The 21,794-nt window shown below is 71.4% G+C and carries 23 protein-coding genes and 1 pseudogene; 13 read left to right on the top strand and 11 right to left on the bottom strand.

The genetic code is table 11. The features are described from left to right. Positions 1 to 161: 161 nt before the first annotated feature. The 3 genes from QNO07_RS24315 to QNO07_RS24325 are packed head-to-tail and all read right to left on the bottom strand — an operon-like array spanning position 162 to position 2,895. Positions 162 to 923: an amino acid ABC transporter ATP-binding protein gene (locus QNO07_RS24315; RefSeq protein WP_283994499.1), complete on the bottom strand. Its 762-nt coding sequence runs from the start codon at positions 921 to 923 to the stop codon at positions 162 to 164. Continuing rightward, positions 920 to 1,900, bottom strand: a complete 981-nt coding sequence (locus QNO07_RS24320; RefSeq protein WP_502961923.1) for an amino acid ABC transporter permease — start codon at positions 1,898 to 1,900, stop codon at positions 920 to 922. The genes QNO07_RS24315 and QNO07_RS24320 overlap by 4 nt, the downstream gene beginning before the upstream one ends. 44 nt (positions 1,901 to 1,944) lie before the next feature. Beyond that, positions 1,945 to 2,895 carry an ABC transporter substrate-binding protein gene (locus tag QNO07_RS24325; RefSeq protein ID WP_283994501.1) on the bottom strand — a complete coding sequence of 317 codons (951 nt, stop codon included), beginning with the start codon at positions 2,893 to 2,895 and terminating at the stop codon, positions 1,945 to 1,947. A gap of 533 nt (positions 2,896 to 3,428) precedes the next feature. Here QNO07_RS24325 and QNO07_RS24330 point away from each other — a divergent pair. After that, positions 3,429 to 4,625 carry an NAD(P)-dependent malic enzyme gene (locus QNO07_RS24330; RefSeq protein WP_283994503.1) on the top strand — a complete coding sequence of 399 codons (1,197 nt, stop codon included), beginning with the start codon at positions 3,429 to 3,431 and terminating at the stop codon, positions 4,623 to 4,625. 102 nt (positions 4,626 to 4,727) lie between these two features. Here the strand turns inward: QNO07_RS24330 and QNO07_RS24335 are convergent, their stop codons facing one another. Next, positions 4,728 to 5,504, bottom strand: coding sequence for a class I SAM-dependent methyltransferase (locus tag QNO07_RS24335; RefSeq protein WP_283994505.1), 777 nt, complete (start codon positions 5,502 to 5,504; stop codon positions 4,728 to 4,730). 90 nt (positions 5,505 to 5,594) lie between these two features. On the opposite strand from QNO07_RS24335, the gene QNO07_RS24340 reads away from it, so the two are divergent. Then, the gene (locus QNO07_RS24340; protein ID WP_283994506.1) at positions 5,595 to 6,206 is read left to right on the top strand and encodes a CGNR zinc finger domain-containing protein; all 612 of its coding nucleotides are present in this window, start codon (positions 5,595 to 5,597) and stop codon (positions 6,204 to 6,206) included. On the opposite strand, the gene sodX is transcribed toward QNO07_RS24340, so the two are convergent. Next, a complete protein-coding gene (gene sodX, locus QNO07_RS24345) occupies positions 6,128 to 6,508 on the bottom strand; it encodes a nickel-type superoxide dismutase maturation protease (RefSeq protein ID WP_349636875.1) in 381 nt (126 codons plus the stop codon). The genes QNO07_RS24340 and sodX overlap by 79 nt on opposite strands. Before the next feature lie 141 nt (positions 6,509 to 6,649). On the opposite strand from sodX, the gene sodN reads away from it, so the two are divergent. After that, positions 6,650 to 7,045 carry a superoxide dismutase, Ni gene (gene sodN / locus QNO07_RS24350; protein WP_283994507.1) on the top strand — a complete coding sequence of 132 codons (396 nt, stop codon included), beginning with the start codon at positions 6,650 to 6,652 and terminating at the stop codon, positions 7,043 to 7,045. Positions 7,046 to 7,055: 10 nt separating this feature from the next. Here sodN and QNO07_RS27615 read toward each other — a convergent pair. Both QNO07_RS27615 and QNO07_RS24355 read right to left on the bottom strand, forming a co-directional pair. After that, positions 7,056 to 7,262, bottom strand: a pseudogene (locus QNO07_RS27615) (tyrosine-type recombinase/integrase); the annotation flags it as partial. 97 nt (positions 7,263 to 7,359) lie between these two features. After that, entirely contained in the window at positions 7,360 to 8,754 is a 1,395-nt protein-coding gene (locus tag QNO07_RS24355; RefSeq protein ID WP_283994509.1) for an amidohydrolase family protein, read from the bottom strand. Between the two features lie 361 nt (positions 8,755 to 9,115). Between QNO07_RS24355 and QNO07_RS24360 the strand changes: the two genes are divergently transcribed. Then, positions 9,116 to 9,607 carry an SRPBCC family protein gene (locus tag QNO07_RS24360; protein ID WP_283994511.1) on the top strand — a complete coding sequence of 164 codons (492 nt, stop codon included), beginning with the start codon at positions 9,116 to 9,118 and terminating at the stop codon, positions 9,605 to 9,607. Between the two features lie 108 nt (positions 9,608 to 9,715). On the opposite strand, the gene QNO07_RS24365 is transcribed toward QNO07_RS24360, so the two are convergent. After that, positions 9,716 to 10,678 carry a LysR family transcriptional regulator gene (locus QNO07_RS24365; RefSeq protein ID WP_283994513.1) on the bottom strand — a complete coding sequence of 321 codons (963 nt, stop codon included), beginning with the start codon at positions 10,676 to 10,678 and terminating at the stop codon, positions 9,716 to 9,718. 270 nt (positions 10,679 to 10,948) lie between these two features. Between QNO07_RS24365 and QNO07_RS24370 the strand changes: the two genes are divergently transcribed. Next, positions 10,949 to 11,671, top strand: coding sequence for a snapalysin family zinc-dependent metalloprotease (locus tag QNO07_RS24370; protein WP_283994514.1), 723 nt, complete (start codon positions 10,949 to 10,951; stop codon positions 11,669 to 11,671). 113 nt (positions 11,672 to 11,784) lie between these two features. Beyond that, positions 11,785 to 12,249 (top strand): NUDIX domain-containing protein, encoded by a 465-nt coding sequence (locus QNO07_RS24375; RefSeq protein ID WP_283994515.1) that lies wholly within the window; start codon positions 11,785 to 11,787, stop codon positions 12,247 to 12,249. Positions 12,250 to 12,353: 104 nt separating this feature from the next. On the opposite strand, the gene QNO07_RS24380 is transcribed toward QNO07_RS24375, so the two are convergent. Next, entirely contained in the window at positions 12,354 to 13,478 is a 1,125-nt protein-coding gene (locus QNO07_RS24380) for a 50S ribosomal protein L11 methyltransferase (RefSeq protein WP_283994516.1), read from the bottom strand. Positions 13,479 to 13,658: 180 nt separating this feature from the next. Between QNO07_RS24380 and QNO07_RS24385 the strand changes: the two genes are divergently transcribed. The 5 genes from QNO07_RS24385 (at position 13,659) to QNO07_RS24405 (ending at position 17,345) form a co-directional block, all read left to right on the top strand. Beyond that, the gene (locus QNO07_RS24385) at positions 13,659 to 14,249 is read left to right on the top strand and encodes an N-acetylmuramoyl-L-alanine amidase (RefSeq protein WP_283994517.1); all 591 of its coding nucleotides are present in this window, start codon (positions 13,659 to 13,661) and stop codon (positions 14,247 to 14,249) included. 10 nt (positions 14,250 to 14,259) lie between these two features. Then, complete coding sequence (locus tag QNO07_RS24390; protein ID WP_283994519.1) at positions 14,260 to 15,222, top strand: 1-aminocyclopropane-1-carboxylate deaminase/D-cysteine desulfhydrase; 963 nt, start codon at positions 14,260 to 14,262, stop codon at positions 15,220 to 15,222. 9 nt (positions 15,223 to 15,231) lie between these two features. Beyond that, positions 15,232 to 15,723 (top strand): GNAT family N-acetyltransferase, encoded by a 492-nt coding sequence (locus QNO07_RS24395; RefSeq protein ID WP_283994520.1) that lies wholly within the window; start codon positions 15,232 to 15,234, stop codon positions 15,721 to 15,723. A 237-nt stretch (positions 15,724 to 15,960) separates the two neighbouring features. Further along, positions 15,961 to 16,368 (top strand): ATP-binding protein, encoded by a 408-nt coding sequence (locus QNO07_RS24400; protein ID WP_283994521.1) that lies wholly within the window; start codon positions 15,961 to 15,963, stop codon positions 16,366 to 16,368. Next, positions 16,257 to 17,345 carry an RNA polymerase sigma factor SigF gene (locus tag QNO07_RS24405; protein WP_502961925.1) on the top strand — a complete coding sequence of 363 codons (1,089 nt, stop codon included), beginning with the start codon at positions 16,257 to 16,259 and terminating at the stop codon, positions 17,343 to 17,345. Before QNO07_RS24400 ends, QNO07_RS24405 begins: the two co-directional genes overlap by 112 nt. A 146-nt stretch (positions 17,346 to 17,491) precedes the next feature. Here QNO07_RS24405 and QNO07_RS24410 read toward each other — a convergent pair whose 3' ends face one another. Continuing rightward, entirely contained in the window at positions 17,492 to 17,953 is a 462-nt protein-coding gene (locus tag QNO07_RS24410; protein WP_283994522.1) for a hypothetical protein, read from the bottom strand. A gap of 83 nt (positions 17,954 to 18,036) precedes the next feature. Here QNO07_RS24410 and QNO07_RS24415 point away from each other — a divergent pair, with 83 nt between their 5' ends. After that, positions 18,037 to 19,005: a diacylglycerol/lipid kinase family protein gene (locus QNO07_RS24415; RefSeq protein ID WP_283994523.1), complete on the top strand. Its 969-nt coding sequence runs from the start codon at positions 18,037 to 18,039 to the stop codon at positions 19,003 to 19,005. 319 nt (positions 19,006 to 19,324) lie between these two features. Then, on the top strand, positions 19,325 to 19,582 hold the full coding sequence (locus QNO07_RS24420; RefSeq protein WP_028427873.1) for a WhiB family transcriptional regulator: 258 nt from the start codon (positions 19,325 to 19,327) through the stop codon (positions 19,580 to 19,582). Between the two features lie 176 nt (positions 19,583 to 19,758). Here the strand turns inward: QNO07_RS24420 and QNO07_RS24425 are convergent, their stop codons facing one another. Further along, the gene (locus QNO07_RS24425) at positions 19,759 to 21,243 is read right to left on the bottom strand and encodes a histidine kinase N-terminal domain-containing protein (RefSeq protein WP_283994524.1); all 1,485 of its coding nucleotides are present in this window, start codon (positions 21,241 to 21,243) and stop codon (positions 19,759 to 19,761) included. Between the last annotated feature and the right edge of the window lie 551 nt (positions 21,244 to 21,794).

Below are 21,794 nucleotides of genomic sequence, written 5' to 3' on the forward strand. Positions count from 1 at the left end.
CTTGTACAGACAACTTACGGGCCCGGCAGCGCTTGCGGATACCGGAACCGGCAGCGGTAAGGGGCGGTACCCGGCTGTCCGCCGGGTACCGCCCCTTGGCGCGCCTCGAATGCCACGCCTCGACTTCCGCGTCTCGAAACGCCGCGCTTCTGCGCCCGGGGTCAGAGCACCTTGGAGAGGAAGCTCTTGGTCCGCTCGTGCTGCGGGTTGCCGAGCACGTCACGCGGGTTGCCGTACTCGACGACCACGCCGTCGTCCATGAACACCAGCGAGTCGCCGACCTCGCGGGCGAAGCCCATCTCGTGGGTGACGACGATCATCGTCATGCCGGACTCGGCGAGGTCGCGCATCACGTCGAGCACCTCACCGACGAGCTCCGGGTCGAGCGCCGAGGTGGGCTCGTCGAAGAGCATCAGCTTCGGCTCCATCGCCAGCGCGCGGGCGATGGCGACACGCTGCTGCTGGCCGCCGGAGAGCTGCGTCGGGTAGTTGCCCGTCTTGTCGCCGAGGCCGACCCGGTCGAGGAGCTTGCGCGCCCGCTCCCGGGCGACGGCCTTCGACTCGCGCTTGACCTGGATCGGCGCCTCCATGACGTTCTCCAGCGCCGTCATGTGCGGGAACAGGTTGAAGCGCTGGAACACCATGCCGATGTCCTTGCGCTGCGCGGCGACCTCGCGGTCCTTCAGCTCGTAGAGCTTGTCGCCCTTCTGCCGGTAGCCGACCAGCGTGCCGTCGACGTACAGGCGGCCGGCGTTGACCTGCTCCAGGTGGTTGATGCACCGCAGGAAGGTCGACTTTCCGGAGCCGGAGGGGCCGACCAGGCAGAAGACCTCACGCGGCGCCACCTCCAGGTCGATGCCCTTGAGCACCTCGACCGGGCCGAAGGACTTGTGGACGCTCTCCGCCTTCACCATCGGATTCATGCGCCGGTCCCTCCAACCTGGTTAGGAGCGCGCAGCGAGAGAAGCTGCGCTCTGACTTTCTGCAACGGGGTCGGTGGCAGCTGGCGGAGGGAGCCCTTCGCGTAGTGCCGCTCGATGTAGAACTGGACGATGCTGAACACCGTGGTCATGATCAGGTACCAGATCGCCGCCACGAACAGCATCTCCATCACGGCCAGCGAGGAGGACGAGACGTCGATGGCCACCCGGGTCACCTCACCGAAGGTGATCACGTAGGCGAGCGACGAGGTCTTCAGCATGTTGATGAACTCGTTGCCCGTCGGCGGGATGATCACCCGCATGGCCTGCGGCAGGATGATCCGCCGCAGCGTCCGCGCCCGGCTCATACCGAGCGCCTGGGAGGCCTCGGTCTGGCCCTCGTCGACCGACTGGATGCCCGCTCGCACGATCTCGGCCATGTAGGCGGCCTCGTTCAGCGCGAGACCGAGCAGGGCCGCCATGAACGGCGTCATGAAGTCGGTCATCTCGTCCCGGTAGAACCCGAGGTTGATGATCGGGAAGATCAGGGCGAGGTTGTACCAGAGCAGGAGCTGCAGCAGCACGGGCGTGCCGCGGAAGATCCAGATGTAACCGTTGGCCACGGCCGAGGTGACGGGGTTCTTCGACATCCGCATGATCGCGAGCACGATGCCGAGCACCACGCCGATGACCATCGAGAGCACCGTGAGGCCCAGGGTCTTGCCGGCGCCCTCCACGAAGCGCTCGGCGAAGACGTAGTCCGGGATGATGCTCCAGTTGATCTGGGCGTTGGAGAACGCCACCCCGATCAGGCCGAGCAGGCCCAGGACGACGACTCCGCTGACCCAGCGCCCGTAGTGGCGGATCGGGATGGCTTTGATCGCTTCGGGCGGGACGGAGCCGCCGCCCTGGTCCGCCGCGGCGCCGCCGGACTTGCGGACGGACACCGCCTTTGGGCGCTTGTCGTGAGGGTCGGGCACGGGAGACTACCTTTGCTGCGGGTACGGGTGGAGGGGGCGGAGGGTCACTTGCCGCCGTTGATGACGGCCTTGTCGACTGCGCCCTGCTCGACCTCCCACTCCTTGAGGACCTTCTCGTACTCGCCGTTCTCGATGATGGCGTCGAGGGCTTCCTTGAGTGCGTCGCGCAGCTCGGTGTTCTTCTTGGTGACGGCGATGCCGTAGGGGGCCTCGTCGATCTGCTCGCCGACGACCTCGAAGTCGTTGCCGCCGCCGGCGGTCTTGGCGTTGTAGGCCGCCACGGGGAAGTCGTTGAGGTCCGCCACCGCACGGCCCTGCTTGACCTGGAGCAGCGCCTCGGTGTCCTTGTCGAACTTGAGGACCTTCATCGGCTTGTCGCAGCTCTTGTTCTGCTCCTCCGCGATGGCCTCGCTGACCGTGCCGCGCTGCATGGCGACCGTCTGACCGCAGAGGTCGTCGAGCTTCTCGACGCCCTTGGGGTTGCCCTTCTGGACGAGGATGGAGACACCGGCGTTGAAGTAGTCGACGAAGTCCAGTCCGTCGCTGACCTTCTTGCCGTCGTCCAGACCCTCCTGGCGGTCCTTGGTGTCCGTCATGGCCGACATGATCATGTCGAAGCGGCCGGTCTGGGTGGCCGGGATGAGGTTGTCGAAGGTGCTGTTCTGGAACTTCACCTCGACGCCGAGCTGCTCACCGAGCGCCTTGGCGATGTCGACGTCCACGCCGACGGCCTCGCCGCCGTCGTCGAACTCCATCGGCGCGTAGGCGATGTCGGAGCCGACCTTGATGACGCCCGCGTCCTGGATCTTCTTCGGCAGCTTGTCGAACAGCGGGGCGTCGGAGGCCTTGGTCTCCGTCTTGCCGCCGTCGCCGCTACCGCCGCCCTCGGTCTGGTCGCCGCAGCCGGTCAGCAGCAGAGCGCCCGTGACCGCGATGGCTCCGGCCGCACCGAGCCTGCGGCGAGCGGACGGGCGGCGGGTGGTACGTGCGGTCATGGTGGGTCCTCCTGCGGAACGAGGGGCGGCCGGTGGGCCGGGGCACACGAGCGAACGTCGCGACCCTGCGTAATGGGGGGAATCTTGCCATCCGGACACCGCACCTCAGGGGGTAGAAGATGTCAAAATCGGATAACGGAGATCGGGCATCGGACAGCGGACGGTCATGAGCGGCCCTTTCCTGGCCCTCCGTGACCGTAATGAGAGCTTCATCACGTTCCAGAGTGTCACAGAGTGGATACTCGACCGACCTGTAGGGGCTATGTGCAGCATTGCCCGATGCGTCGGCGGCGGCACGTCGGCCGCTCCCCGGACGGAGTCCTGGAAGTCACTCGTCCGCAGCGGTGGGCATCCGGTACAAAGGTCAGTTACACCCCTCACCCGGGGACACAGGGCGCGTGTGCGGCGCGCCCGGCGTTCGCACCTCCCCCTTGACGGTGGATATCCGCCGGACAGGCAGCGGACGCAGTGCCCGCCCGCTCCCCAACCAGGCAGCGGTACCCTCGGCATTTCGACATAAAAGGGGTCAAAAAGTGGCAGCGGAGATCGTCAATCCGCAGAGTGATCTGGACGAGGAGGCCATTGATCCGGCTTTCGCTCTGCATCGTGGCGGCAAGATGGCGGTCCAGGCGACAGTGCCCGTGCGTGACGCGGACGACCTGTCCCTGGCCTACACACCCGGCGTCGCCAAGGTGTGCACCGCCATCGCCGAACAGCCCGAACTCGTGCACGACTACACCTGGAAGTCCCAGGTCGTCGCGGTCGTCACGGACGGCAGCGCGGTGCTCGGACTGGGCGACATCGGCCCGGAGGCGTCCCTGCCGGTGATGGAGGGCAAGGCGATCCTCTTCAAGCAGTTCGGCGGCGTGGACGCGGTCCCCATCGCGCTCGCCACGCAGGACACCGACGAGATCATCGACACCGTGGTCCGGATGGCGCCCTCCTTCGGTGGGGTGAACCTGGAGGACATCTCGGCACCGCGCTGCTTCGAGATCGAGCAGCGGCTCCAGGAGCGGCTGGACATCCCCGTCTTCCACGACGACCAGCACGGCACGGCCGTGGTGACGCTGGCCGCGCTGCGCAACGCCTCGCTGCTGAGCGGACGCCCGCTGGGCGAGCTGCGTGCGGTGATCTCCGGAGCGGGTGCCGCGGGTGTCGCCATCGCCAAGATCCTGGTCGAGGCCGGTATCGGCGACGTCGCGGTGTGCGACCGCAAGGGCATCGTCTCCGCGGACCGCGAGGACCTCACCGACGTCAAGCGCCGACTGGCCGGCTTCACCAACAAGGGCGGCCGGACCGGGTCGCTGGAGTCCGCGATGGACGGCGCCGACGTGTTCATCGGGGTCAGCGGCGGCACCGTGCCCGAGGAGGCCGTCGCCAGGATGGCGCCGGGGTCGTTCATCTTCGCCATGGCCAACCCGACGCCGGAGATCCACCCCGACGTGGCTCGCAAGTACGCCTCCGTGGTGGCCACCGGGCGCAGCGACTACCCCAACCAGATCAACAACGTGCTGGCCTTCCCCGGCATCTTCGCCGGCGCCCTCCAGGTGCGGGCCTCCCGCATCACGGAGGGCATGAAGATCGCCGCCGCCGAGGCGCTGGCCGCGGTCGTCGCGGACGAGCTCAGCGCGGACCGGGTCATCCCGTCGCCGTTCGACGAGCGGGTCGCCCCGGCGGTGACCGCGGCGGTGGCCGCCGCCGCCCGCGCGGAGGGCGTCGCCCGCCGCTGACGGCCGGTCTCCAGGCATGACGAAGGCGGTGCGCGGCCCCCGGGGGCCGCGCACCGCCTTCGTGCGTCCGCAGCAGCTCGCAGGGCAGTCAGCGCGGGGCGCTCAGCGCAGGGCCAGGACCATGGAGTCGCGCGGCGAGGCCCAGACCGTGCGGGCCTCGCTGAAGCCGGACGCCACCAGCGTGCGCGCGTGCCACCGGGGTGGCTGCATCTGCCCGTCGGCGTGGTCGCCGTCGGCCGGGTCGCCGAAGAGGGCGAACCGCTCGGCGACGGCCCGCGCCAGGTGCGGGTCGGCTGCGGCCCGCTGCCACCAGTCCGTCCAGTCCTCGGCCCCGGCCTCCTTCTCCCGGGTCCTGCGGGCCTTGTCGTAGGCGTGCACGGCCTTGTTGATGAGCGGCGTGTCGGGGTCGGGCATGCTGTCCGCGTTCAGGAAGACCCCGCCCTCCCGCACCACCCCGGCGAGCTGCCCGTACAGCACGGCCAGCTCGTCGGTACGCAGCCAGTGCAGCGCGGTGGCGGTGAGCACGGCGTCGTAGTCGCGGTGCGGCAGCCGCTGCGGCCAGTCGGGGTCGCGCAGATCGGCGGTGACAAACGTGGCGCGCTCGTCGCCGGAGTGGTGGCCGCGGGCCATGGCCAGCAGCGCTGGGTCCAGGTCCACCCCGGTGCTGCGGGCCCCGGGGAAGCGGGACAGCGTCCGGCCGGTGATGCTGCCGGTGCCGCAGGCGAGGTCGAGGATCCGCGGCTCGGGGCCGACCAGCGCCTCGACCGCGTCGAGCATGGTGATGAACCGCTGCTCGCGGTCGGGCATGTACCACTCCTGCTGGCGGTCCCAGCTGTTCTGCCATGCCGCCCAGTCGGGGTGTGCGACGGTGTCCGTCATCAGATTCTCCGATGCGTAATAGGCTGGACTGAAGAACGACCCTTACTCAGTCTTTCGCCCGACCCTAGTAGCAGGCCGTAAGGATCACAAGTGGAGCTGACCCATTACGCGGACTTCGCCGTGCGGTTGGTGAACTCCGAGCAGCCGCAGCGCGGCGAGGAGCACCTGACCGACGTCGAGTCCGTACGGGACCTGTTCGGCGAGAGCCGGCAGGCCGCCCGCCGCGCCACCGACTCCGACGTGGCGCGGCTGCGCGCGGTCCGCACCCGGCTGCGGGCCGTCTTCACGGCGGCGGCCGAGGGCGACGAGATCCGCGCGGTGGACCTGCTGAACGCGCTGCTCATGGAGTACCCGGCGAGCCCGCAGATCGCCGGGCACGAGTACCGCGACGACGAGGGCAACCCGAAGTGGCACATGCACCTCGCCGAGAGCCCGGCCAACGCCGGCGCGGGCTACGCCGCCATCGCCTGTATGGGACTCGCGTTCAGCCTCACCGACCTGGGCGTCGACCGTCTGGGCGTCTGCGAGGCCGAACCCTGCCGGAACGCCTACCTGGACACGTCCACCAACCGGTCGAGGCGGTACTGCTCGGACCGCTGCGCGACCCGCGCGAACGTCGCGGCCTACCGCGCCCGCAAGCGGCGCGGGAGCGGACGCACCGCGGACAGCAACCAGCCCGCGAGTGAGCCCGGCGTTCGCTGAAGCCCCGCCGGCGGACGGAACCGCACCAGCGCGGTGGCGACCACCAGGTCGTCCGGCACCGCACCGAACTCACGGCTGTCATTGACCACCGCCGGGTTGTCGCCCTGGACCCACCAGCCGGCGGAACGGCGGCCCACCACGCGCTTCACCACCAGCAGGTCGTGCTGGAAGGGGTGCCTGAGCACCACCACGCGCCCCGAGCGCACCCGGCCGCCGTAGCGCAGCACCAGGCGGTCGCCCGGTCGCAGGGTCGGCAGCATCGACGGGTTGTAGACCTCGGCCAGCCCGATTCGCCGCAGCACGCTCAGCCCCCTCTGTTCGCTCCACCGTCCGTGCGAACGGCCTCCGACTTTGGTCCTGGTCCCCCGGGGCCCACCGCAAAAACCGCCACCGTAAGGAGTAATGTCGCACGGGAGAAGACGATCACGAGGAAGGACAGCCCTATGCTTTCCCGCTTGTTCGCGCCCACGGTGAAGGTCAGCGCGCACTGCGACCTTCCGTGCGGTGTCTACGACCCGGCGCAGGCCCGCATCGAGGCGGAGTCGGTCAAGGCCGTCCAGGAGAAGTACCAGGCCAACGACGACCCGCACTTCCGGGCCCGTGCCACGGTCATCAAGGAGGAGCGCGCGGAGCTCGCCAAGCACCACGTGTCGGTGCTGTGGAGCGACTACTTCAAGCCGCCGCACTTCGAGAAGTACCCGGAGCTGCACCAGCTGGTGAACGACGCGCTCAAGGCGCTGTCCGCCGCCAAGGGCAGCACCGACCCGGCGACCGGCCAGAAGGCGCTGGACTACATCGCCCAGATCGACAAGATCTTCTGGGAGACGAAGAAGGCCTGATCTTCGATTGGGCCGTCTGACCTGCGGTTTCGCTGGTCATGTCGGCTATCTGTCCGCACCCGGTCCGCAGGCCGCCGAGAACGGCGTCCATCACGGACCGGGTGCGGTCTTCTTCGCCCGGCCACAGATGCGCGTGGATCCGCAGCGTGATGACGGCGGACGCCTGGCCGACCACGAGCTGGACCTGCCTGGCGCTCGCACCGCGGGCGATGAGCGCGCAGTGACGTGGAGGTGCCGCAGGTTCGCCGGAACGGCTGCGCCACCTCGGGAGCGGGAGGGGGCTCGCCACTTCGGGAGCGGGAAGGCGGCCGGGGTCAGGCGGCGGGAGCGTTGAGGATGTGTTCGCGGGAGGCGTGGACCTCTTCGCGCAGGACGGCCAGGTCGACATCGAGGACCTTGCCGTTCCATTTGCGGGGCTTGCCGTTGATGAGAACGGCACTGATGTTGCGGGTGTCGGAGCCGAGGACGACGGTGCCGACGGCATCGTTGAGCGGCATGTTGTTGAGGTCCTCGGCCTGGATGACCAGCAGGTCGGCTTTCTTGCCAGGGGTGAGTGAACCGGTGACGTCTGCAAGGCCGTTGGTTCGGGCGCCCTGAAGGGTGGCGAAGTCCAGGACGTCGTGGGTGGTGATGCGCGACGGCTGCCGGTCGGTGCCGTGGGCGGCGTTGACCGCGCGCATCCGCTGGATGGCGAGCAGGGCCCGCATCTGGGTGAACATGTCGCTGGCCAGTGCCACCTCGACGTCGATGCTCAAACCGGGCCGGACCCCGACGGACAGGGCCTCGTCGATCGCGGGGATGGCGGTCTCCAGCCCGATCTGGGCATCGGAGGTGGGGGCCAGGGCGATGGTGGTGCCGCTCTCCCCGATCGCCTTCCATGCCTCTGGGGTCAGGCCGGTGGCGTGGATCAGGGTGAGGTCCGGACCGAGGATGCCGTCCTTCGCCCAGTCCAGAACGGCCCGGGAGGAGGAGGCGCCGAAGACGGCGTCGACGCTGACACCGATGCCCAGCTCCTCGGCCGTACGGGCGAGTTCGACGCCGTAGGCGAGGGCAGGCCCGGCGATCTCGTCGGTGGCCAGGGCTGCCAGGCGCAGGGTCAGCAGCCGGTCGCCGCCGGTGAAGTAGTTGTCCTTGAGACGCGCCAGGTCAGCGGGCCACTGCCTGTCCCAGTCGCCGAAGTGCGGGCCCATGGAGGCGTGCACCCCGCGGATTCCGGTGTCGATGAGGCCCTGGACCGCGGCGTCGCAGTGCTCGGCGGTGCGGGAGTTGTGCGAGAAGTCGAGCATGGTCGTGATGCCGCTGTCGATCGCCGTCAGGGCGGCCAGCCTGGTGCCCACGTACATGTCGTGGGGCCGGTAGACGGTGGCATGGCCGGCAAGGGTGGACATCACGTAGGCGCCGAGGTCGTCGACGTCCGGCATGATGCGGCGCAGCTGCGTCTCCCAGGCGTGCCGGTGCGTGTCGACGAAGCCCGGCGCGAGGATCGTGCCGGCAGCCTCTATGACCACCGCGCCGTCCCGGCTGAGGTCGGAGCCGATCGCGGTGATCGTGTCTCCCTCCACGAGCAGATCTGCGCCGGGAAGAACACCCAGCTCGGGGTCCATGGTGACGATGGTCGCGGCGGTGAGGAGGACTCGCCGCTTCGGGTCGTCGGCCCGCCGCCGGAGCTGTTCGAGCGCAACCGGACTGGTGGTGTCGTAGGGGATCAACGGAGAGGTCCTGTTCCTCGGGCCCGGGCGACGCGCCCGGGCGGGTAGGTGGTGCCCCCAGCCTCGGCCCGTCCGGCAGCGGCAACCAGGCCCCCGTTCGCCCAGGTACAGCACACCCCGGCTCACGCTCGGTCCGGGTCGACCTGGCGGACCCGGCCGAGCACCAGGAGACCAAGAAGGCCTGGTCCGGCCCGAACGGCGACCCGCCGTGTCCGGAGCCGGGTGCTGCGGCACGTCCGCCGACGGCCGCGGTGGACCCTCGATCGGGTGGGCCGCAGGTGGGCGAGTGGACGGGCAACGGGTGGCGGATAGGCTGGCCGATCCGGTAGGACAAGGCGACGAAGAGGGCGGGACAGAGCACGTGGCGACAACGCTGCACACCGAAGGGGACCTGCACACACTGCGTTTCGAGCGCGGTTACCGCCATTCCGTGGCGGACGTCTGGGAGGCGGTGTCGCACCCCGACAGGCTGGCCGGCTGGTTCCCGGCCCGGGTGGCGTACGAGGAGCTGGCACCCGGTCAGGGCCTGACGTTCACCTTCGAGGGTGACGAGGACCCGCCCACCACCGGCACGATCACCGAGGTGGTGCCGGAGCAGGTGTTCGCGTTCACCTGGGACGGCGACCCGATCCGCATCGAGCTGTCCGTGGACGAGGAGCACGAGGACCGCTGCCGGCTCGTCTTCACCAACAGCTTCACCGACGCCGACTGGGCCGTGCGCAACGCCGCCGGATGGCACATCTGCCTGGACATGCTGAAGTCGGCGCTGGCCGGCGAGCAGCCGAAGACGCAGGTGGGCAGGCGGCAGACGCAGCTGCTGAAGGAGTACGCCGTGCAGTTCGGCAAGGACTGAACGCGCCGGGCCGGGCGGTCCCAGGGCAGCGGCGGGGGCGTGCCCGGGACGCGTCGGGCCGCCACTGCCGGACTGCGACCGGCTGCCGGACTACGACCGGTGCCGGGCTCAGGCCACCAGCGGGCTGGCGTGGCGCTCCAGCCAGCCGCTGTAGGCGTCGTTGGCCCGCGCCACCTCGATGTAGGCGTCCCGCAGCGCGGCGAAGACCACGTCGAGCCGGTTGCTCTGCGTGGGGCCGCTGCGCACGGCCATCAGCAGGCGCACCGCCAGCGGGTCGCCGAGCAGCGGCCGGATGGCCATGCCGGGCCGCGCGCGGGCCGTCGGCTGGCAGGCGATGACCACCTGCCCGGCCGCGACGAGGTCGCCCGCGGTCAGGTAGTCGCCCAGTTCCACCCGCGGGTTGACGCCTGCGGCGGCGAAGATCCGCCGTAGGCCGTCCCATTCGCCGTCGGCCGTCGGGTCGACCATCCACCGGTCCTGCGCCAGGTCGGCGAGCCGCAGCTCGCGCTTGGCGGCTGCCGGATGGTCCACGGGAAGGGCGACGAACTGCGGTTCGCGTTCCACGAGCACCCGGTTGGCGACCCCCGGTGGCACCCGCAGCGGGCAGCCCTCGACCTCGTGCACGAAGGCGGCGTCGAGCTGACCGGCCGCGACCATGCCCAGCAGTGTGTTGGCGGAGACGTCGATGTGGATCGTGGTGTCCCATTCGGGGCACCGGTCGTGCAGCAGGCGGAGCCAGCCCGCGACGGCACGGCTGCCGGTGGTTCCCGTGCTGCCGATCCGCAGCCGCTGCCCGCCGCCGTGCCCCGCGTCGTCCCTGGCCTCGGCGACCAGCGCCGTCATGTCGGCGAGGATCGGCCGGGCCCGGCTGAGCACCGACCGCCCCAGCGGCGTGGGGCGGCAGCCGGTGCGCTCCCGGACGAACAGCTGGCCGCCGAGCGCGTTCTCGATCCGCCGCAGCTGGGTGGTGAGGGAGGGCTGGCTCATACCGAGCCGGCGGGCGGCCTTGCGCACACTGCCGGCGTCGGCGATGGCGCACAGCGCCCGGAGATGCCTGACCTCGAGCTCCACGCCGGGAGCATAAGCGGCGTCCTGACATGTACACCAGAGTGCGGCGGGGTTGCGCCGAACGGGCGCCTGCCAGGGGCATTACCCGCGGACCGCTGATTACCGGGAGGCCTCCGCGGGGTATAGCCGCAAGCCACCGCCGACCGACGTCGTCCGCCGGGCCCCGGGCCTGTCCGGCGCCCGGCTCGGACCACACGCCCGTCCGGTGCCTCCACGGCCGCCGCCCCCACCTCAGGGCGTCCGGCGGCGGCCGCCGGAGGAAGGAGATCCCCCATGCCCTACGCCGGAACGGCCCTCTCGGCCGTGCTGGGCCTGGTCCTGGTGGCGAGCGCGGCCATCGCGCCCGCGACGGCCGCCCCGGGGCCGGAGCACCGCTCCGCCTCCGCGCCCGCCCGCTCGGCCGTCCCGCCCAACAGCGCCGCGGCGGCTCCCGGCGCTGACGGCCACGCCCGGTTCGCGGGGCCGGACGCCGAGGACCGGTCCGCCAACCGGGCGTTCTTCGAAACCGTGATGGACTCGGCGCGGGAGAAGCACGCGGCCCGCCCGCGGACGCCGGTCGTCACCGTCACCTACGACACCGCCCTCGCGCCGCGCTACCGCTCGCAGATCGCGGCGAGCGCCCGGATCTGGAACTCCTCGGTGAGCAGCGTGCGGCTCCAGGAGGGCGGCAACGCCGACTTCCGGTACCGCCAGGGCGACAGTGCGCGCGGCTCGTACGCCTACACCGACGGCCGGGGCACCGGCTGGATCCTCCTCGACCACCGGCAGACGCGGCGCTACGACGCGACCCGGATCACCGCGCACGAGACCGGCCATGTGCTCGGGCTGACGGACAACTACGGGGGGCCCTGCTCGGAGTTGATGTCCGGGGGCGGCGCCGGCACCTCCTGCACCAACGCCGTCCCCGACAGGGCGGAGATCGCCCGGGTCGACCGGCTGTGGGCGAGTGAGCCGAGCGTCCTCGACCTGGCGGGCACGCTCGGCACGGCCCACTGAGCCGGGCGTTCGCCGGGGGCCGCACCAGTGGAGAACCGGCGGCGGCGCCTGGCGTCGGGGTGGCAGGGTGGGTCCGCCGCAGATCCCCGTGAGACCGCCTGGAGAGGCCCGCCATGCCGACGCCCACTGACCGCTCGCTGTCCCTGCTGGTCGCGGCGGTGCTGCTGCACGACCGCGCGACCGACCGGGTGCTGCTCCTGCAGCGCGGACCGCGGGCGAAGTTCGCCCAGGGCCGCTGGGACCTGCCGGTCGGCAAGTGCGAGCCCGGTGAAGCGGTGACGGACGCCGCGGTGCGCGAGCTGCTGGAGGAGACCGGTGTGCGGGTCGATCCGGCGGACCTGCGGCTCGCCCACGTGGTGCACGGCGCGCGGGGCGTCGAGGCACCCGGCGGCTACCTGACCGTGGTGTTCGCCGCCGACCGGTGGACGGGCGAGCCGCACAACGCGGAACCGCAGAAGCACGCCCGGGTGGCCTGGGTACCGCTGGACGCGGTCCCGGCCGACGCCGTCGCCCCGACCGCCGAGGCCGTCGCCGGCTACCGGGCCGGGCGGCAGGAGGTGCTGCTGACCGGCTGGTGAGGCGGCCCGGCCCCGCCGCACGCCCGCGAGCCCGGGCACGTCGGGCGGGTGCGCGGCGGGGTGAGCGGGGCGGGGTGTGCGGGCGGGGTCAGTCCGCCGACGGGTCAGTGTGCGGCCGCGAGGCGCCACAGGGAGGTGGTCTCGGCTGCCCGCGCGGCGTGCAGCGGGTCCGCGATGTCGGTGGCGCGCGGGTGTGTGGGACGGGCGTCCAGCCGGTCCAGCACCCGAAGTCCGGCCGCGTCGACCAGGTCGAGCAGTTCCTGACGGGTGCGCAGCCCCAGGTGCTCGGCGAGGTCGGAGAGCACCAGCCAGCCCTCGCCGCCGGGTGCCAGCCGCCCGGCCAGGCCGCCGAGGAAGCCGCGCAGCATGCGGCTGCCGGGGTCGTACACGGCGTGGTCGACGGCGGACGCGGGTTTGGCCGGCAGCCATGGCGGGTTGCACACCACCAGCGGGGCCCGTCCCTCGGGGAACAGGTCGGCCTCGACCACCGATACCCGGTCCGCCGCGCCGAGCCGCTCGACGTTCTCCCGTGCGCAGGCCAGCGCCCGCTCGTCCAGGTCCGTGGCGATGACGTGCCGCACGCCGCGCCGCGCCAGCAGCACGGCGAGCACGCCGGTGCCGGTGCCGACGTCGTAGGCCGCGGAGTGGTCGTCGGGAAGCGGGGCGCGGGCCACCAGGTCCACGTACTCGTCGCGGACGGGCGCGAAGACGCCGTAGTGCGGGTGGACCCGGTCGTCGCCCAGGGCGTGTACCGGCACACCCTTGCGGCGCCACTCGTGGGCGCCGACCACCCCGAGCAGTTCGCGCAGCGACACCGCGAAGGCCGGGTCGTCCGCGTCCGGCGGGCCGTAGGCGTCGGCGCACGCCGCGCGCACGTCGGGGGCCCGCTTCAGCGGCACGCGGTGGTCCGCGTCGACGGGGACCAGCAGCATGCCGAGCAGCCTGGCCCGGCGGCCCTGGGCACGCCGGTGCAGGTGGAACGCCTCCCGGGCGTCGTCGGCGGCGACCGGGGTGCTGCGGTCCGCGCGGCGGCCCATGGCCGCCAGCAGTTGCCGGGCGCCGGGGTAGTCGCCGCGCCAGAGCAGCGCGGTGCCCTCGCACACGCTCTTGAAGGCGGCGTCGGCGGTCATCCGGTCGTCGGCCTCGACCACCCGCTTGGGCACCGGGTTCTTCGACACCGAACGCCAGTGCAGCGGTGGCACCGAAGGGTCAAGGGGAAGCACGTCCATACGGACGACTCTAGTCACCCGGCGGGCGGCCCGGCGCCACCGAGCCCGCTCCGGCCTGCGTGGACGCGTGGCACGGCGGCCGGAAACGTCCGGCCCGGTGCGTACCGGCTCACGCGCCCCGCGCGTGCCGTCCGCGGTGCGGACCTGGCGAGAGATCAGACGTTTCGGTACAAGCAGAACATGGCTACCCCCATCACCGCGAACACCATGCTGACGATCCTGCGGGCGAGCGGCCTGCACGTGGTCGAGTCCGGGAACTGGCGCACCCACCACCGCAACCACAAGGGCGCCTGGGGCCCGGTCCACGGCGTCATGATCCACCACACCGTCACCAGCGGCGCGCAGCGCACCGTGCAGCTCTGCCGGGACGGTCACCCGGGGCTGCCGGGGCCGCTGTGCCACGGCGTCATCACCAAGGACGGGCGCGTGCACCTCGTCGGCCACGGCCGGGCCAACCACGCCGGCCTGGGCGACTCCGACGTGCTGCGCGCGGTCATCGCCGAGCGCCGCACCCCGCCGCCGGCCCGGCGGGACACCGACGGGAACAGCCGCTTCTACGGCTTCGAGTGCGAGAACCTCGGCGACGGCCGCGACCCGTGGCCGGCGGCGCAGCTGGAGGCGATCGAACGGGCCTCGGCGGCCATCTGCCGGCGCCACGGCTGGAACGAGCGGTCCGTGATCGGGCACCTGGAGTGGACGAACCAGAAGATCGACCCGCGCGGCTTCACCATGGACGCCATGCGGGAGCGCATCGGGAAGCGGTTGCGGTGACAATCGGGGCATGACCGCCGCCCGCCGCCACGAGCCGAGTCCCGGGCCCGAGCCGGCCACCAGCCCCGAGCCGGCCACCGGGCCCGAGTCGGCGCTCGCGTCCGTGCTGGACGGCCTGGGCGCGCGGCTGCCCTCCCCGCTGGAGGAGGTCAGGGACGAGCGCTTCGCTCGGCGCGGCCTGCGGCTGCTGCTGAAGCGGGACGACCTGGTGCATCCGGCGCTGCCGGGCAACAAGTGGCGCAAGCTGGTGCCCAACCTGTACGCCGCCGTGCGCGCGGGCCACCGCACGCTGCTCACCTTCGGCGGCGCGTACTCCAACCACCTGCGGGCCACCGCCGCCGCCGGACGGCTGCTGGGGTTCGACACCGTCGGCGTGGTCCGCGGCGACGAGCTGGCCGACCGGCCGCTGAACCCGTCCCTGGCCCGCTGCCGGGCCGACGGGATGCGGCTGCACTTCGTCTCCCGCGCCCAGTACCGGCGCCGTGCCGACCCCGGGCTCGCCGAGGAGCTGCACCGGCTGTTCGGCGCCTTCCACCTGGTCCCCGAGGGCGGCAGCAACGCCGCCGCGGTGCACGGCTGCGCGGAGCTGGGCGCGGAGCTGCTGGGCCGGGCCGATCTCGTGGCGGTGGCCTGCGGCACCGGCGGCACGCTGGCCGGGCTGGCCGCGGGCGGCCCGCCCGCGGTGGGCTTCCCCGTGCTGCGGGGCGGTTTCCTCGCCACCGAGGTGACCGCACTGCAGCGGGCGGCTTTCGGCGGGGTCCGCGGTCAGTGGCGGCTGGACGAGCGCTTCCACTGCGGTGGTTACGCGCGCGGCACTCCGGAGCTGGAGGAGTTCACAGTGGACTTCCACCGCCGCCACGGGCTGGCGGCCGAGCCCGTGTACGTGGCGAAGATGCTGTTCGGTCTGACCGCGCTGGCCGAGGAGGGGGCCCTTCCGCCGGGCGGCACGATCGCCGCCGTCGTCACCGGATAGCCTCCTGCCATGATCAGAGCAGCCACGCCAGCCGACGTCCCGGTCATCCGGCAGATGATCCGCGAACTCGCGGAGTACGAGCGTGCGGTGGAGCACGCCAGGGCCGGCGAGCAGCAGCTGCACGACGCGCTGTTCGGATCGGAGCCGGCCGTCTACGCCCTGGTCGCGGAGGACGAGGCGGGCGAGCCGGTGGGTTTTGCCTGCTGGTTCCGCAACTTCTCCACCTGGACGGGCACGCACGGCGTGTACCTGGAAGACCTGTACGTGCGGCCCGCGGCCCGGGGCGCCGGCCACGGCCGGGCGCTGCTGGCGGCGCTCGCCGCGCTGTGCGTGGAGCGCGGCTACGAGCGCTTCGAGTGGTGGGTGCTGGACTGGAACAAGCCGTCGATCGACTTCTACCGCTCGCTCGGGGCGGAGCCGATGGACGAGTGGACGGTGTTCCGGATGACGGGTGAGCCGCTGCGCAGACTCGCGGCGGACGCCGACGGCAACGCTGCGTGATACTGCCGGAATTGGTACCCGAAAAGGGTAGCCACACACAGTACTCGTATGTTTACTATGGGTGACGCTCACGGTATGAGGTGGCGTGCTTCCGTCCAGGCGACAGCATGCCACGGATCGCGATAGCGTCGCAGGCGAAACGTCTGCCGCTTTCGGACGGCCGCCCCCGGCACTCAGGGGGGTGGTGATCCGGTATTCGTGGCAGCTCAACCAGATTGTGCCACCTTGGAGGTGAGGGTGTCCCAGATCGTAGGTGGGGAGCAGGACTTCGTCGAGGTTCGGCTGCCCGCGGCGGGTGCCTATCTTTCGGTGCTGCGAACGGCCACGGCCGGTCTCGCGGCCCGCTTGGACTTCACCCTCGACGAGATCGAGGATCTGCGCATCGCGGTCGACGAGGCCTGCGCGATCCTGCTCCAGCAAGCGGTGCCGGGCAGTGTGCTCAGCTGCGTCTTCAAACTGGTCGGAGACTCACTGAGAGTGACCGTTTCGGCACCGACCACAGATGGCCGCGCGCCCGAGCGTGACACGTTCGCCTGGACGGTGCTCTCCGCCCTCGCGGGGGAGGTCGACTCCACGGTCGCCGAGGACCGCACGGTCAGCATCAGCCTGCACAAGAAGCGCGGCGCTGGCCCCGGGGCATCGTGACGGATGCCGAGGGGCCGGCACGGGACGAGGGGGCCGGTATGAACGACCTGGGGCACGAGGCGCCGGTCGGCCGTCACGAGATGGCGGCGGACTCGGCGATCCCGGAGCAGAATGCCCGGCCGCACCCGGCCGACCCCAGTCAGCGAGTGGAGCAGCCGGAGCGGGCGGAGGCAATGGACCAGCACCCCACGCAGAACCGGAACGGCCGGCACCCCGCCGACCCGCAGGACCGCAGCGGGGCGCGGGCCCTCTTCTACGAGCTGCGCGACCTGCCCGTCGGCTCGGTGGAGCGGGCCGAGCTGCGCAACACCCTGGTGCGCATGCACCTACCCCTCGTGGAGCACCTGGCCCGGCGCTTCCGAAACCGCGGCGAGCCGCTGGACGACCTGACCCAGGTGGCCACCATCGGCCTGATCAAGTCGGTGGACCGCTTCGACCCGGACCGGGGCGTGGAGTTCTCCACCTACGCCACCCCCACCGTGGTCGGTGAGATCAAACGTCACTTCAGGGACAAGGGCTGGGCGGTCCGGGTCCCGCGCAGGCTGCAGGAGCTGCGGCTGTCACTGTCCACGGCGACGGCCGAGCTGTCCCAGCAGCACGGCCGGGCCCCGACCGTGCACGAGCTGGCCGAGCGGCTGGCCATCTCCGACGAGGACGTGCTGGAGGGGCTGGAGTCGGCCAACGCCTACAGCACCCTCTCGCTGGACGTGCCGGACACCGACGACGAGTCCCCGGCCGTCGCCGACACCCTCGGCGCGGAGGACGACGCCCTGGAGGGCGTGGAGTACCGCGAGTCGCTGAAGCCTCTGCTGGAGGAGCTGCCCCCGCGTGAGAAGAAGATCCTTCTTCTGCGCTTCTTCGGCAACATGACCCAGTCGCAGATCGCCCAGGAGGTCGGCATCTCGCAGATGCACGTCTCCCGGCTGCTCGCCCGCACCCTGGCGCAGCTGCGCGACCGGCTGCTCGTCGAGGAGTGAGACACCGGGAGTGAGACACCGGCCGCAGGCCCCCTTCCGGAGCCTGCGGCCGCCCTCGTTCCCACGTCCCCCTCCGGCCCCCGTCCTCCCGCCTCCGGCCCCCTCCTCCCGCCTCCGGCAGAGGGACTGCGCCCCGCAAGGGGACGTCAGGCGTCCGGGGCGCCGGTCGCGCCGAGTGCCGCGTTGCTGCGCGGGTGGAAGAGGCACACCAGCACGGTGATGGCCACGGCGGCCAGCGCGAGCCCGCCCGCGACCCAGGCGCCCTGGCCGTTGCCCATCGTCCAACCCACCGGCAGTGCCAGCAGCTGCACGAAGACCGCCGGGCTGCGGCTCCAGCGGCGCAGCCGCCACAGCCCGCGCGCGGTGAGCAGCGGCAGCAGGGCCAGCAGCAGCGCCGTCACGGAGCCGGCCAGCGCCTGGGTGGCGTTCTCCGGGCTGCTGCCCGCGAGCAGCAGCACCAGCATGATGAGGCCGCCGCCGGCCACCGCCAGGCCCTCCAGGGCCAGCAGGGCGGCGGCCAGCGTGATCCGCAGGGGGCGGGCCGCGGTGGTGTCCGTGCCGGCGGTGCCGCTGTCGCCCGCGGCGCTGGGAGAGGGGTCCTTGCTCACCGCGCCAGGGTATCGGGGGGCGGGTGTCCGCAGAGCGGGCCGGGGTGGCGCTTGCAGGGGTGGCTGTCTGTAATCTGCTCACCATGCGTGCCCTCCTCGTGGTCAACCCCAAAGCAACCACCACCAGTGCACGCACCCGCGACGTGCTGACCCACGCCCTCGCCAGCGACCTGAAGCTGGAGGTCGCCACCACCGAGTACCGCGGGCACGCCCGCGACCTGGCCCGGCAGGCCGCCGAGGGCGGCGAGATCGAGCTGGTGATCGCACTCGGCGGGGACGGCACCGTCAACGAGGTCGTCAACGGCCTGCTGCACGGCGGCCCCGATCCCGAGCGACTGCCCGGCCTGGCGGTGGTGCCCGGCGGTTCGACGAACGTGTTCGCCCGGGCGCTGGGGCTGCCCAACGAGGTGGTGGAGGCGACCGGCGCGCTGCTGGACGCTCTGGAGGCCCGGCGCACCCGCACGATCGGCCTGGGCCGGGCAGCCGGGACACCGGACAGCGTCGACGCGGAGGTGCCGGCCCGCTGGTTCACCTTCTGCGCGGGACTGGGGTTCGACGCGGGTGTCGTGGGCCGGGTCGAGAAGCAGCGGGAACGCGGCAAGCGTTCGACCCATGCCCTCTACGTGCGGCAGGTGCTGCGGCAGTTCGTCACCGAACCGCACCGCAGACACGGCACGATCACGCTGGAGCGGCCGGGCGCCGATCCGGTCGAGGGGCTGGTGCTGTCCATAGTCTGCAACACGGCTCCCTGGACGTATCTGGGGAACCGTCCGGTGTATGCGGCGCCTAAGGCTTCGTTCGACACCGCGCTCGATGTACTCGGCCTCGCCCGGCTCTCCCCCGGGGCCGTCACCCGTTACGGGACCCAGTTGTTGGCTTCCGCCCCAGGTCGGGGGCCACATGGCAAGCACGCGGTCAGCCTGCACGACGAAACCGACTTCACCTTGCATTCGCAGGTTCCACTGCCGTTTCAGGTGGACGGTGACCACCTGGGACTGCGTTCCAGCGTGACCTTCACAGGCGTACGCCGTGCACTGCGTGTGATTGTGTAAGTCGAACGGCCGAAAGTCCTTACAGTCGAACGTTTAGGCCAGCCTCCACCCACTAGAAGTACGGCTGTGAGCCAGGCGACACCAATGAATCAAAAAAAACTTGCCAGAAGGGGTTGTATCCGCAGCCGAGGTTTGCGAGTCTCTTCATGGCGATCGGGACAGCCCTTCAGGTGGGCCCCTTGAGAGCCGGAATCCCCTCCACATACTCAGTGGGACCCACATCACATTCACAGGGCACCCCCTTCCCTTGTGTGGGGATTCGTGAAAGCGTTCACATTCACAAGCAATACAGCCGCAATACGTAGGAGATGGAGCAGCCATGGACTGGCGTCACAACGCCGTTTGCCGCGAGGAAGACCCCGAGCTCTTCTTCCCCATCGGCAACACCGGTCCTGCGCTGCTGCAGATCGAGGAAGCCAAGGCCGTCTGCCGCCGCTGCCCCGTCATGGAGCAGTGCCTGCAGTGGGCCCTGGAGTCCGGTCAGGACTCCGGTGTATGGGGTGGCCTCAGTGAGGACGAGCGCCGCGCGATGAAGCGCCGCGCCGCCCGCAACCGGGCGCGCAAGGCAACTGCCTGACGCCCAGCACGGCCCCCCGCAGCCCCGAGCCGCAGCGCGCAGTTCCCGGTGCGCCCCGCACACGTCAACCCTGAGCCCCGGCCCGTCACCCTGGTGAACGGGCCGGGGCTCAGTCGTGCGCCGACGCCCCGAGCCGTGGCCGACGGGTCCGGCCGACGAGCCGGGCCGCCGTCCCGTCAGCGGCTGCCGGCGGGCACCGGCAGGTCGAGCACCACCCGGGTGCCGCGCTCGGGTGCCGGCACCATGTCGAAGGTGCCGCCCAACTCCCCCTCGACCAGGGTGCGCACGATCTGCAGGCCCAGGTTGCCGGCCGTGCGGGGGTCGAAGCCCTCCGGCAGCCCCCTGCCGTTGTCCTGCACGCTCACCAGCAGTCGGGCCTCCTCGCGGCCCACTCCCCCGCCTCGCACCGCGCCGACCTCGACCGTGCCGTGCTCGCCGGGCCCGAATCCGTGCTCCAGGGCGTTCTGCAGCAGTTCGGTCAGCACCATCGACAGCGGCGTGGCGATCTCCGCGTCGAGCACCCCGAACCGGCCGGTGCGGCGGCCCACCACCCGGCCCGGCGAGATCTCCGCGACCATGGCCAGCACCCGGTCGGCGATGTCGTCGAACTCCACCCGCTCGTCGAGGTTGTGGGACAGCGTCTCGTGCACGATGGCGATCGAGCCGACCCGGCGCACGGCCTCCTCCAGCGCTTCCCGGGCACTGTTGTCGCCGCTGGCCCCGATGCGCCGCGCCTGGAGGCGCAGGAGCGCGGCGACGGTCTGGAGGTTGTTCTTCACCCGGTGGTGGATCTCCCGGATCGTGGCGTCCTTGGTGATCAGTTCCCGCTCGCGCCGCCGCAGTTCGGTGACGTCGCGCAGCAGCACCAGCGAACCGATGCGGGTGCCCTTGGGCTTGAGCGGGATGGCCCGCAGCTGCACCACGCAGTCGTTGCCCTCGATCTCGGCCTCGCGCGGCGCCCAGCCGCTGGCGAGCTTGACCAGCGACTCGTCCACCGCGCCCCGGGTGGGAGCGAGTTCGGCGGTGGCCTGCCCCAGGTGCATGCCGACCAGGTCCGCTGCGAGGCCCAGGCGGTGGTAGGCGGAGAGCGCGTTGGGGCTGGCGTACTGGACATGCCCCTCCGCGTCCAGCCGGATCAGTCCGTCGCCGACCCGGGGGGAGGCGTCCATGTCCACCTGCTGCCCCTGGAAGGGGAACGTGCCCGCGGCGATCATCTGCGCCAGGTCGGAGGCGCTCTGCAGGTAGGTCAGCTCCAGCCGGCTCGGGGTGCGGACCGTGAGCAGGTTGGTGTTGCGGGCGATGACACCCAGCACCCGCCCCTCGCGGCGGACCGGGATGGACTCCACCCGCACCGGCACCTCCTCGCGCCACTCCGGGTCGCCCTCGCGCACGATCCGGCCCTCGTCGAGCGCCGAGTCCAGCAGCGGACGGCGGCCCCGCGGCACCAGGTGGCCCACCATGTCGTCCTGGTAGCTGGTCGGACCGGTGTTCGGGCGCATCTGCGCGACGGACACGTACCGGGTGCCGTCCCTGGTGGGCACCCACAGCACCAGGTCCGCGAAGGACAGGTCGGACAGCAGCTGCCACTCGGAGACCAGCAGGTGAAGCCATTCCAGGTCGGTTTCACCCAGGGCGGTGTGCTGGCGTACGAGATCGTTCATGGAGGGCACTCAGGGAGCCTAACCGGCGGGTGCGGCACCCCGTTCAACCACATCGCGTCCGCCCTCTGTCCTTGAGCGCGCTTGTGCGCAAGAATCAACACAGGAACCCCTGGACGGGGGTCAGTGCGTTCAACCTCTGCACACCGTGAACGAACGTGCACAGCGCGAAGCACCCCGCCTCCGCCATGGACAGACCCCAGTGGTCTAGTCCACAATGGGGCACTGATACTTCTGCTCTCCCCGCACAGGAGGGCAGAACCGAGATCCATGGTGCTCTCTGCCCTGACTGCGCCCGGGTCTCCGATCGCTCCGGGCTGCGGTGCCGGGCGGGCTGAGGGTCCCGTCCAGGCGCCGCGGCCCGAAGTGCGTTCCGGGGCCGGTACCGGACCGGCGTCGGACCTGCCTCCGGTCCGAGCGCCCGCCCGGCGGCCTACGCGCCCTCTGCATGGATTCGACTCTCGAAGCGGCGAACGTCCCGGATGCGCAGATGCCCGCGGGAGGGATGTGGGCCACCTCCGCGGGCGCGGCGGCCCTGCTCACCCGACTGATCG

This window comes from Streptomyces sp. 549 (assembly GCF_030124175.1).
In the GTDB taxonomy this organism is placed as follows: Bacteria; Actinomycetota; Actinomycetes; order Streptomycetales; family Streptomycetaceae; genus Streptomyces.